Here is a 12718-nt window from a genome sequence, read left to right on the forward strand (position 1 = left end):
ACGGCCTCCATCACTTAGTTACTCTAAGATGTCATCATAACTAATATGAGTATCTACTTTTAAATCCTTACTTGCCCTTTTCCCAAGTAAAGACTCATATTCAATCGCCTTTATTGCCCCAATTCCAGGTCTTTTAACCCATAGATTATCCTTTGTAAATATTTCACCTTTTTTAATGTCCTTAATGGTAACCACCGTAGCAAAAGCAAAATCAATAGTTACCTGTTCTTCCTTACATGCCTCCTTCTTGCCCCCAAGCATTAAAGGAATTTCATAGGATGCATTAATTAAATCCTTTAATTCAGCCTCATCCATAGAACACACAATATCAGGACCAGTTCGGCTCTTAACATCTGTGTAATGCCTTTCAATTAGCTTAGCTCCAAGAGTCATTGCAGCAATACTTGAGTTATTATTAAGAGTGTGGTCAGAAAGGCCAATTGGCACACCCTTAAAATGCTCCATCATTTCCTCCATAGCCCCAAGCCTTACAAGTCTAGGGTCTGTTGGATAAAGATTGGTTGTATGCATAAGGGCATAGCTTACCCCTCTTTTTTCCATAATATTTACAGCTATATCAATAGCCTTAATATCATTCATTCCAGTGGATACAATCATTGGTTTACCATACTCTGCTATTTCCTCAATTAAGGGATAGTTATTTAATTCACCAGAACCAATCTTAAATGCACTAACGCCAAATTTTTTTAGACGTCTTGCTGCTGCCCTTGAAAAAGGTGTAGATAAAAAAACCATACCTAGCTCTTCTGTATAACGCTTTAGTTCTAATTCCTCTTCTTCATTTAGAGCGCACCTTTTCATAATGTCATAAATGGACACATCAGCATTCCCAGGGACAACCGATTTTGCTAAATGGCTCATTTCATCATCCACCACATGGGTTTGATGCTTAATTATCTTAGCCCCTGCCCTACTTGCTGAAAGTACCATTTCACATGCAACAGATAAACTGCCTTCGTGATTAATTCCGATTTCTGGAATTATTAGAGGATTATTATTCCCACCAATCTTAATATTTTCAATCCTAAATTCCTTCGTTTCTGTATGTATCAAAGAATATTTCACCTACCTCTAAGTTAGCAATTCTAAATTCATCTATAAGCTCATATATAACCTGAAGAAGCTTTATAGGATCTGATTCCGATTCACTTTCATTATTTTTAAATACCTCCATGGCTTTATTTTTTTGCTTTTCCTTAGTTTTAATATCAACTAATTGGAGATATTCGTTATCTCTAACACTTTCATCATGATCATTAATTCTTTCAAAAAGCGATGATAAATCTATGTTCTTATTCTTAGAAAGCTTATAGGTAGCAACTTTTATATCTGCAAGAAGCAATTCAAGCTTTTTATTCTCAGAATGACTATATTCCCCATACTCCTTAAATGAGCTAAGTATTTCTTGCTGCTCTTTACTAGTATATGTACATTCAGCTTTATCTATATAGTAGCTAAAATCAACATCTTCTAAATCCTGAACAAGTAAACTTTCACTTAAGGCAGTCCTATTTTCTATTCCCTTTAGCTTTCGTCCACCCTCTGTGCAGTTAATAATCTCAAGATCAGGATATTTTTTATTTAGACCTTCTATCCACTCACCATAAGCTAACATATCACTAGAAGTATAAACTTCATTGCCATCAAAGCCTTCACACTTAATTAAATCTAGCGCAACCGGGTCTGCCTCGCCTTCGTTATAAATATCACTGGCATGGAATTTCATATCAGTCATTGCTAAATCAAGACCCATCAAAACAATTTTCTTAAAGCCAGCTATCATAGCAAAAAATATTCCTGATGTAGCTACTGAACCACCTGTATCAAAGAGATAGTCCTTTTTTTCATACTTAACAAGAAAATGCAGATAAAATTCCATATCATTCACGCAAAAAATCTTAGATCTATGCTTAGTAACCACATTATATAAAGACTCTGCACCGCAAATCATTGCTATATCATTTATCCTGTCATCATCAAATGTTTCAGGTCTTTTCTTTGAATCAATTGTAACCATAATATCTGGTACAATTCCATGGTTTAACATTACCCTAACTGCAGTATCAGCTGCAATTATTACGGCCTTACCCTTGACCTTTTTTAATACATCTACATTTTTATCAAGAGAAGGTCCAGCACCAACAATAAATACAGTTCTATCCTTTATAGGCTCTAATGCAGCACAGGCATTTATAACACTTGATGCCTTTATTAGGGTTGGAAAATTCCTAATAACATTTTCAACGATATTAATTCCCCTTGTAACACTAACGTTATATAGCATACTTGCATGCTTATGTAGAGCTTCTATTTTTTCCTTTACTTTATAGAATTCATCTTGATAATATCTTAGATAAACCATAGAAAAAACCGTTGTTATAACAGGAGCCCTCTGTGGTGTTACAAGCATTGTAAAAATCTGATCAAAGGCCTCATCATTAATGCCCTTCACAAATACAAATCCCTTTGTCTTATTCTCTTGTTTTGGCAAATTAAAAATATGAAGTGCCTTAAAAAAAAGTTCTACATCCGGCTCAATACAAAGAATTTCGTTATCATCATTGGTATTTTTAAAAAACTCATTATATATATTTCCATTTCCAAGCCCCCAGAGAATAAAAGCAGCATCAAACTGATACTTGGTATTCTTAAAAACGCTTTCTGCTTCTCTTTTGGTATCATATCCACTAGCATGATAATAATTACTGCCATTATCAACAATTCTTACTATTTTTTCCCCTGTAAAATTTCTTTCAATATAGTATTTTCTATTATCATAAAAATTGCAGTCTTCAAGCAGTCTTTCATCAACTTGTAACTTTAATGCGTAATCCCTAAAAGAACTATCAATTAATTCGCCATTATATAAATCAATCTTATCAATGTATCTATCTAATATATTATCAATATCATCAATATCAGTTGTATCTATTAGCGTTTTGGCACTCTCATCATAAAAAAGCCTAATCATAACGCCGAAAAAAAGAGACCTATAGTGCTTATACATCACCCTTAAATTACTCTTAAAGGTATCTATAAGCTCCTCTCTATCTATAGGCATAAGATCAACTAATCTTTTATTTTTTACATCAAAAAAAAGATGTATTAAATCTACTCCCTTAGCAATTTCTCCATTTTCTAATGTTGCCTTTATTTCCTGTAATAAAAAAGATAATTCTTTTCCATTTTCACCTGATGCATCTTTCACTGTAATTTCACACAAATTGCCAAAAATCTCGTTAATCCTATCAAGAACAACATTATCAACCATTTCATAACAATATAGGTTATCAATGTAGCTTATAATCTCAGATTCAGTCATAGGTTCTTACTAATCCCCCTAATATAAATTTTACATTTATTAATCACGACCATAAACAAAGGTTAATGACCACCTTTACACAATTATTACTAAATTAATCATACCACAAGAATAGTTCCTTCGCAATTACATCAAATTTAAGAAGCAGCCTCTAGTCTTATTAAATGAAAAAGAGCTAGTCTTTCGACTAGCCCTTTTCCTGAAGGATTTGAAATTTATAAAGAGATTTATGATACTATCAATTTTATCAAAAATCGTTATTATCTTTAGCCCTGTAAGAGTGATAATACACCCTGTGTCTGAGAATTTGCCTGTGTAAGCATTGACTGGCCTGCCTGAGTTAAGATGTTATTCTTTGAATATTCAACCATCATCTCAGCCATATCTGTATCACGAATACGTGATTCAGCTGCCTGTGTATTCTCAGTTGTTGTATCTAGGTTATTAATTGTATGTTCAAGACGGTTCTGAATAGCACCAAGTGTTGATCTTTGTGTAGACACCTTATCAATAGCTGTCTGTATTCTTGTCATTGCAGTACCAGCTTTAGTAAATGTTGATAATGAAATAGCCGAAATATTAAGTCCATTAGTTCCTGCACTAAATGTAGTAATATTTATCTGAATTGTCTGACCTGCAATTGAACCTACTTGAAGATTCTTACCTGTAAATGTACCATCTAATAAGTTCTGTGTATTAAACTGTGTAGTACTCTTGATTCTGTTAATTTCAGAAACAAGCTGATCAACTTCTGACTGAAGAGCATCTCTATCTGTCTTTGTATTTGTATCATTAGCTGCCTGTGTTGCAAGTTCATTCATTCTTTGTAAGATTGAATGAGCTTCATTTAGGGCACCTTCAGCTACCTGTATAAGTGAGATACCATCCTGTGCATTGTCTGATGCTCTTGTAAGACCTCTGATCTGAGCACGCATCTTCTCTGAAATTGAAAGACCTGCTGCATCATCAGCTGCTCTGTTAATTCTATAACCAGAAGATAACTTCTCTGTTGCTTTTGATAATGAACTTGAAACTCCACCTAACTGTCTGTTAGTGTTCATTGAAGAAAGGTTGTGCTGTACTACCATAATTATTTCCTCCTTGATTTAGAAAATCTCCATAACTTTTTACTTTAATGTGCTAATTTTACTTTTACTTTTAATGTGCTTTTACTTTTTACTTTTTATTTTTATATTTGCTATACCTGTTACTTAAGTGGGTTCTTAAGTATTAATTATTCTAATCTGGGTAGGATTAGAATTAAGTGAATTTCTTATTGGGTACCTTGTTTATCACTTACACAATATTTATCGGAGTAAATGGAAAAAACTTAACCCTTTTTGAATACTTTTTTTCAAAATTGGGAACCTCTCGCATTTTTTGCGCTGCGCGCAGGCTCGAGGCTACATTGCAACTGCTTCGCAGTTGCAACAAGCGGGGAACCTCTCGCATTTTTTGCGCTGCGCGCAGGCTCGAGGCTACATTGCAACTGCTTCGCAGTTGCAACAATAAGCAGTTGCAACAATAGGCAGTTGCAACAATAAAAAAAAGAAAGGGACCAGTTGCCTGGCCCCTTCTTTAGGTTGGTAGTTTTAACCGAGAATTGATAATACACCCTGGTTAGCCTGATTTGCCTGTGAAAGCATTGATAAGCCTGCCTGAGAAAGGATGTTATTCTTAGAGAATTCAACCATCTCAGAAGCCATATCTGTATCACGAATACGTGATTCAGCTGCCTGTGTATTCTCGCTTGTTGTATTTAAGTTGTTAATTGTGTGTTCAAGTCTGTTCTGAAGGGCACCGAGTGTAGATCTCTGTGTAGATACTGCATCAATAGCTGACTGTACTTTTGTAATAGCGCTACCAGCTGTTGTAAATGATGCTAATGAAAGAGAATCTACTGATAATGAAGCTGCATCCATTTTGCCAATACTAATCTGAATCTTCTGATTTGCAAGTGAACCAACCTGTAAATTCTTACCTGTAAATGATCCATCAAGCAAGTTCATAGTATTAAACTGTGTTGTTGTACTAATTCTATCAATTTCAGTCTGTAACTGAGTAACTTCTGCCTGTAGAGCTGTTCTATCAGTTGATGTGTTTGTATCGTTAGCTGCCTGTGTTGCTAATTCATTCATTCTTTGTAAGATAGAATGTGTTTCATTTAGCGCACCTTCAGCAACCTGTATAAGTGAGATACCATCCTGTGCATTTGTTGAAGCCTTATTAAGACCTCTAATCTGTGCACGCATCTTTTCTGAAATTGAAAGACCTGCAGCATCATCTCCGGCTCTGTTAATCTTATAACCTGATGATAACTTCTCGGTTGACTTAGACAAAGCGCTCTGTACAGAGTTCATCTGTCTATTTGTGTTCATTGCTGTTACGTTATGTTGTACTACCATAATTTTTTCCTCCTTGAAAAAAAGCTCATACCATCCATGATATGTTATTTATTAATTTGCAGCCTCAAGATTAAATGTTGACTTTAATAATTTGCACATTTATCTTTTAGCTATTAATTATATCGGTAGCAATTTTATAAACTTAACAGCAAAATTTTAAAAATTAAGCGGTTTTTTCACATAAAAAAAGGGCGTCATAAGACGCCCTATAAAGTCTATTTATTGTAAGATTGATAATACACCCTGTGTTGCCTGATTTGCCTGAGTAAGCATTGACTGACCAGCCTGAGCTAAGATGTTATTCTTAGAGTACTCAACCATCTCACCTGCCATATCAGTATCACGAATACGTGATTCAGCTGCCTGTGTATTTTCACTTGTTGTATTTAAGTTATTAATTGTGTGTTCAAGTCTGTTCTGAACAGCACCAAGTGTAGATCTTTGTGTAGATACTTTATCAATAGCTGACTGAATCTTTGTAATTGCTGATCCAGCTGTTGTAAATGTTGATAATGAAAGTGCATTTACTGATAATGATGCTGCATTCATATTTCCAATACTAACCTGAATTTTTTGTCCTGCTAAAGAACCAACCTGTAAATTTTTACCTGTAAATGAACCATCAAGCAAATTCATTGTATTGAACTGTGTTGTACTCTGAATTCTGTCGATTTCTGATACTAACTGGTCAACTTCTGCTTGAAGAGCTGTTCTATCAGTAGCTGTATTTGTATCATTTGCTGCCTGTGTTGCAAGCTCATTCATTCTTTGTAGAATTGCATGAGTTTCATTTAGGGCACCTTCAGCTACCTGAATAAGTGAAATACCATCCTGTGCATTTGTAGATGCTTTGTTAAGACCTCTAATCTGTGCACGCATTTTTTCTGAAATTGAAAGACCCGCAGCATCGTCACCAGCTCTATTAATCTTGTAACCTGATGATAACTTTTCAGTTGATTTTGATAAAGCTCCCTGGACAGAACCCATTTGTCTGTTAGTGTTCATGGCTGTTAGATTGTGCTGTACTACCATATTGTTTCCTCCTTGATTTAGAAAATTTCCTTATAATTTGTTTCTATACACATCTATTAATTGATTGGGTAATTCAATTTAGATGTAACTTTGAAGTGAATTCTTTTTTGGGTACCATTGCTTTCACTCTTCATACTTCATATATCGGAAAAATTCTTTAGTACTTAACCCCTAAACAAAATATTTTTTTATTTTTCACATTTAAATTTATTATAGCTTAATTATTGCAAAAATAAAAAGAGCAGTCAAGTTATTCTTGACTGCTCCTTTTATAGTAGCTTATATTTACAAACTTAAGTCATAAACAAATACTAATACTTATTCTAACCTAATTAACCAAGTATTGATAATACACCCTGGTTAGCCTGATTTGCCTGTGAAAGCATTGATAAACCAGCCTGAGAAAGGATGTTATTCTTAGAGAATTCAACCATCTCAGAAGCCATATCTGTATCACGAATACGTGATTCAGCTGCCTGTGTATTCTCACTTGTTGTATTTAAGTTATTAATTGTGTGTTCAAGTCTGTTCTGAACAGCACCAAGTGTAGATCTTTGTGTAGACACCTTATCAATAGCTGACTGTACCTTAGTAATAGCACTACCTGCTTTAGTATATGTTGATAATGAAAGTGCATTTACTGATAATGAAGCTGCATCCATCTTGCCAATACTAAGCTGAATCTTCTGGTTAGCTAAAGAACCAACCTGTAAATTCTTACCTGTGAATGAACCATCAAGTAAGTTCATAGTATTGAACTGTGTTGTTGTACTAATTCTATCGATTTCTGTCTTTAACTGAGTAACTTCAGCTGCAAGAGCTGTTCTATCAGTTGCTGTATTAGTATCATTTGCTGCCTGTGTAGCTAGTTCATTCATTCTCTGTAGGATAGAGTGTGTTTCATTTAAAGCACCTTCAGCTACCTGAATAAGTGAGATACCATCCTGTGCATTTGATGAAGCCTTATTAAGACCTCTAATCTGAGCACGCATCTTCTCAGAAATTGAAAGACCAGCTGCGTCATCACCAGCTCTGTTAATCTTATAACCTGATGATAACTTTTCTGTTGACTTTGACAAAGCGCCCTGTACAGAGCCCATCTGTCTGTTTGTGTTCATTGCTGTTACGTTGTGTTGTACTACCATAATTTTTTCCTCCTTGAAAAAACCTAATACCATCCTTGGTATTATTAATGTTTAGTGAAGCGTTATTGCTTCATCTATTTATTATCGCTTACGCGATTAATAAACTATTTAATTTGCCACCTTTTTAGTCATTTAATCTTTTTCTAGTACTAATATACCATTTAGCATATTTTTTGTAAAGCTATTTTGATTATTTATTATTATTAAAATAATATTAAACCCACACATTTTCTATCTTTTTGAATCCATAAACTGTGGATCCACATTGGCTATTTTATTCATGGTGCTATAGTACTGTTTAGCAAGACTTGTACTTCTTTTCGCATTGGATAATTCTTTCCTCATGCTAGAAAGATTTCCATTAACTAGAGATTTATTTCTTTTTTCCTGGGCTTCTATATGCATGCTTAAATCTGTTATCCTTTTAATTAATTCCTGCATTTCCTTTATTTCTTTTTTATACTCATCTTTTCTATTATCAAGTTGCTCCTTGACCTTTTCAAAGACAGATTCAAAACCTGCATCCATTCTATTTATCTCATCTATTAGTGCACTCTTTCTATCAAAAGTCTCCCTGATTCTATCTTCATTATCCTTATCTGTACTAAAAAGAGTTGTCTGCTCATCATCTATTTTTACTATTTCCTCTAATATCCTAATTTTCTTTATTAAGCTGTCCTTTAATATCTCTAAGTAATTCTCCATAAGTCCCTCTCCTTATTACAAATCCCTTTTTTATTCTTTAAAAGCCAGGCGTTTTACCGCCTGGCTTCTTATCTAGTGTTCCTTAACTGTTTTTCGGCGATGTACCTTTAGTTTTTTCCATAACTTTTTTCCAAGTATCGCGCATTCCTCTTATTTCATTAAGAGCTTTCGTTAGTATTTCTATATCTTTTTTTATATTTCCTTCTACTAGAAGGTCATATATGTATATGTACACCCTGTCAAAATCTTCAGCCACCTTATATTTTCTATCAAGCGTTGATCTAAACTCCACAATTATATCTTCTGTCTTCTTTATGTAGATATGCGCTCTTTCCATATCGCCCTTCTCTATAGCCATAATTGCAATATTGCAAAACTTTATAGCGCCTTCATAAAGCATCAGTGTAAGTTCTGCAGGAGATGCTGTTAGGATTTTACTTCTTCTATATTGTTCTGCTAATGCTTGTTGTTGATTGTTATATCCATTAGTCATTGCCATTTCCTAATCCCCCTACGTTTAAATATATGTTTAGCCCTTTCCAAAATATCCAGAAAGTGAAGATTGCTGTGAATTTATATTAGAAAGTGCTGACTCCATGGCTGAGAATTTCTTGTAATAATAATCTTCCCATGTAGTTACCTTATCTTCCGCATCTGTTATTTTAGTTTTATATTCAGAATACTGAGTATTCATTTCTTTATCATTATAAATTGTATAAGCACTACTTGTTGCAGATGTTGCCATTCTATCTCCAAGATCTGTATATACCTTTGTAGCTAATTGTGAGAAAAAACTAATTACTGTATCTGCATCACTAGCAATTGCTTTTCTTAATTTATCTGATGTACCTGCAGTTGCTGTATCCTCAGAATCGCCATCTATATGATATACGCCAGTTTCATTTTCTGGAGATGCGAAATATCCTAATGTCTGAATTCCAAAGGAAGCAAGTGAATAACTCTTTCCATCAACCTTAATTGCTGCTGCCATATCTGCCTTTAATGAATTCATTGTCATTCCAAGAGTTCCATCTTTACGTAGAAGTGAAGTCTTAATTTTTTCTTCCCATTTTTCCACTTCATCATCTGACATTGCGCTCTTCTCATCATCTGTTAAAGGTTCAAAACCTTTAGATGATGCTGCATTATAATTAACGTCCATTTCCTTTATTAACATATTATATTCTTTAATAAAGTCCTTAACGAAATTATAAATTCCATCTACATCTGTATCTGTGGTTATATTTACAACCTCACCATTTGTCTTTGCTGTTGCCTGTATTGTTAATCCATTAATTGCAAATGTATTAGAAGAGCTTGTAAATGTTGCTCCATTTAAGATAATTTTTGAATCTTTACCCTCTATTCTTACAGCATTAGCTGATGCTCCCGTAGCCGCAGCTTCTCCACCATTTGCTATTAGATTAGCTGCATATGTACGTTTCTGTTTATAACTGTCTAAGTTTTCCTGATACTTAGCCTCATAATCTGCATCATACTCAGCCTGAATCTTAGTATAAGCTGGGCTTCCTTCTGTTGCTACACTAGCCTTACCACTATCAAGCTTAACTATGTAATCTTCTTTTTCAGACATAGTATCTTGATATTTATTATAGTTCTCAATTGCCTTTGAAATGTTATCTAAATTAGCCTTATCCTTTTTAAAATCAGCTGATTTTCCTGCTGCATCAATGGCTTCTGTATCATATGTTACATTTCCTTCTTCATCTACTGACTTATATTCATCATACTCAGCCATCTTAGTTTCATATTCGGCCTTCTTTGATTCCATTTCACTTAAAGAACCATTCTTATCTTTAATTACTTTTGCAGCATTGTATGCAGCGTTATATTCTTCTGCATATTTCTTTGCTCTATCATCTACTGACTTTACTTGATTTTTAGCTGTTTTTTGAGCCATCTCTTCAAGTTCTTCATCAGTATAATTAGCCCAAGCTTCATATTCCTTAGCGGACTTTAATGTTGTTGCATAAATACCAAGATTTTGCATCAAATCAATACCACTAGCATTAGAAGCTGTTAATGTATAGTCATTATCAGCTCCACTTTCACTTGCACTTATAAAAAATCGTGCATTACTTGTATCAAAGTTAGCATTTAATCCAGCTTCCTTTAACTTTGCTACAAATTGATTAATTGTTGTATCTGAAGTTACATTTATTTCATTGGCCCCATCCTTTGTAGTAACTGTAAAACTACCTGATGAAAAACCTTGTAAGCCCTTTACTTCAGATATTTTGCTGCTCAATGTTAGCTTTGATCCATCACTGTTTTCAATAACACCACCTGTTAAATAACCAGTTGATGCTAACTCGTCAACTTCTAATGTCTGTGATCCATTAACTGCACCAGAGGCTGCAGTTACCTTAGCCACAGAACTATTAGATACAGAAGCAGTCTTAATACTATAACTACTTGAAAGTCTGGCAGCAGAAAGCTTTCCTGAATAGAATTTATAAATATTACTATTCATGGATTTCCACTTATCCTGCTTCCAAGAAAGTTTAGTCTGTGCTTTTACTAAATTATCCTTTTTCATTTTGTACGATGATACAAGAGCTTCAACCAACGAATCGGTGTCCATTCCTGATACCATACCTGATAATCTGATTGGCATTTTACATCTCCTATCTATGCATCCTTGCATCTAACCTTAAACATCCTTGTTTATCTGATAGGTTTACTATCCTATCTTTTTTCGTCTACCATAATTCCTGCCAATTCCCAAGCCTTTGCTAACATTTCAAGTGCCTTCTCTGATGGTATTTCCTTAATAACTTCATTTGTCTCTTTATTTTTAATTTTAATAGCAATACGCTTTGTTGGCTCATTATAACTAAATTCAGCCACCGTATTATTGTTCACTATCTTACTGAAATCAGTTACATCACGCAAGGAAGTTTCTTTTTGAACTGGTTGTGTAGTTTCGCGCTTTTTTAATGATTCGTCAGAAACATTTATTTTACTTGCATCACCTGTTTCCACTACCTTACCAACTAAAACTGCCTCAGATGTAACATCTGATTTAGACTGGGCACTAACTACGCCATCTGTCTTAGCAGTCTCAACGTTAATAGAACTAGTCTGCGACTTTCTTACATTTACATTTTGTTCATTTTGATAACTTGCAACGTTACCTACATCAATAGCCATAAGTTTCACCTCCATGTGAAGATATTATATTTATTTAAAAGGATTTGCTGCATTTATACATTATCCTTTCATCACGTATATCGGATGACATTAATATAAAATTAACGCCAAAATTAGAAATTATACAATTTTGTACAATTTCTATAAAAATACCCTCATATCTTGTGCATTGTAACCAACCCAGTGAAATTATTTCTTTCCAACTAACTTCTTTAATGCATTTACATCCACATTCTGAGATGCAGCTTCCTTATTAGCTGCCTGAATCTGAACATAAACTTCTTTTCTATATACAGGAACAGACTTTGGAGCTGTAATGCCTAGCTTTACCTGTTCTCCTTTTATCTCTATTACTGTTACTTCTATATCATCGTTAATCACGATTGCTTCGTCTTTTTTTCTTGATAATGCTAGCATATTATTCACCGTCCTTTTTCGCATTGAGAATGTCATAAATAGGGTAACGAACCTGATAATCGTCATTTTCTGCGATTACCTGTACACCTCTATTAGTGTCTAAATTAATAATAATTGGCGCTTTAAGATTAATCGTCATATTCTCAAGCTTTTCAGGAACTGTCATTGTACATGCAACCAAAAGATTAGCATCTGCTATATTATCTCCAAGTGTATTAATAATAGCATCTTCAACTATTGGATCATATCCTTGGTAAACTAACTGTGGATCCATAATTGGAAGTGCAAGTGTTGGTTCATCAATTGCTTGAAGCCAATATATTGTTGTCTCTTCTAATTCTTTTTCTGCATCGTAAATTAGGGTAAATTCCTTCCAATCTTCAAACCCTATAATGCCCTTCTCGAAAGTAAGAATCTGTTCATCCCTCACTTCCATAGTACCAAACCATTTAGTCTCTACCTTCATGTCACACCTAACCTTTCCCTAAATTTTCCCC

The 12718-nt window shown here is 34.2% G+C and carries 12 protein-coding genes; all 12 read right to left on the reverse strand.

All coding sequences use genetic code 11. The features are described from left to right. Nucleotides 1-18: 18 nt before the first annotated feature. Nucleotides 19-1074, reverse strand: coding sequence for an N-acetylneuraminate synthase family protein (locus tag T537_RS0103225; RefSeq protein WP_031556258.1), 1056 nt, complete (start codon nt 1072-1074; stop codon nt 19-21). Next, nucleotides 1046-3343: a motility associated factor glycosyltransferase family protein gene (locus T537_RS0103230; RefSeq protein ID WP_027437017.1), complete on the reverse strand. Its 2298-nt coding sequence runs from the start codon at nt 3341-3343 to the stop codon at nt 1046-1048. The genes T537_RS0103225 and T537_RS0103230 overlap by 29 nt, the downstream gene beginning before the upstream one ends. Before the next feature lie 266 nt (nt 3344-3609). Further along, nucleotides 3610-4431: a flagellin N-terminal helical domain-containing protein gene (locus T537_RS0103235; protein ID WP_027437016.1), complete on the reverse strand. Its 822-nt coding sequence runs from the start codon at nt 4429-4431 to the stop codon at nt 3610-3612. A gap of 504 nt (nt 4432-4935) precedes the next feature. Then, nucleotides 4936-5748 (reverse strand): flagellin N-terminal helical domain-containing protein, encoded by an 813-nt coding sequence (locus T537_RS0103240; RefSeq protein WP_031556260.1) that lies wholly within the window; start codon nt 5746-5748, stop codon nt 4936-4938. 219 nt (nt 5749-5967) lie between these two features. Further along, nucleotides 5968-6780 carry a flagellin N-terminal helical domain-containing protein gene (locus tag T537_RS0103245; RefSeq protein WP_031556261.1) on the reverse strand — a complete coding sequence of 271 codons (813 nt, stop codon included), beginning with the start codon at nt 6778-6780 and terminating at the stop codon, nt 5968-5970. Between the two features lie 332 nt (nt 6781-7112). Beyond that, nucleotides 7113-7925 (reverse strand): flagellin N-terminal helical domain-containing protein, encoded by an 813-nt coding sequence (locus tag T537_RS0103250; protein ID WP_027437013.1) that lies wholly within the window; start codon nt 7923-7925, stop codon nt 7113-7115. 231 nt (nt 7926-8156) lie between these two features. Then, on the reverse strand, nt 8157-8630 hold the full coding sequence (gene flgN / locus T537_RS0103255; RefSeq protein ID WP_031556264.1) for a flagellar export chaperone FlgN: 474 nt from the start codon (nt 8628-8630) through the stop codon (nt 8157-8159). Between the two features lie 82 nt (nt 8631-8712). Further along, nucleotides 8713-9129, reverse strand: coding sequence for a flagellar export chaperone FliS (fliS, locus tag T537_RS0103260; RefSeq protein ID WP_027437011.1), 417 nt, complete (start codon nt 9127-9129; stop codon nt 8713-8715). Nucleotides 9130-9159: 30 nt separating this feature from the next. After that, entirely contained in the window at nt 9160-11268 is a 2109-nt protein-coding gene (gene fliD, locus T537_RS0103265) for a flagellar filament capping protein FliD (protein ID WP_031556266.1), read from the reverse strand. Between the two features lie 71 nt (nt 11269-11339). Further along, a complete protein-coding gene (locus T537_RS12335) occupies nt 11340-11804 on the reverse strand; it encodes a flagellar protein FlaG (RefSeq protein WP_051554834.1) in 465 nt (154 codons plus the stop codon). A gap of 189 nt (nt 11805-11993) precedes the next feature. Further along, complete coding sequence (csrA, locus tag T537_RS0103275) at nt 11994-12221, reverse strand: carbon storage regulator CsrA (RefSeq protein WP_027437009.1); 228 nt, start codon at nt 12219-12221, stop codon at nt 11994-11996. 1 nt (nt 12222) lies between these two features. Further along, nucleotides 12223-12687, reverse strand: coding sequence for a flagellar assembly protein FliW (gene fliW / locus T537_RS0103280; RefSeq protein WP_027437008.1), 465 nt, complete (start codon nt 12685-12687; stop codon nt 12223-12225). Nucleotides 12688-12718: the final 31 nt, after the last annotated feature.

It is taken from the genome of Lachnospira multipara LB2003, from assembly GCF_000702205.1.
GTDB lineage: Bacteria > Bacillota > Clostridia > Lachnospirales > Lachnospiraceae > Lachnospira > Lachnospira multipara_A.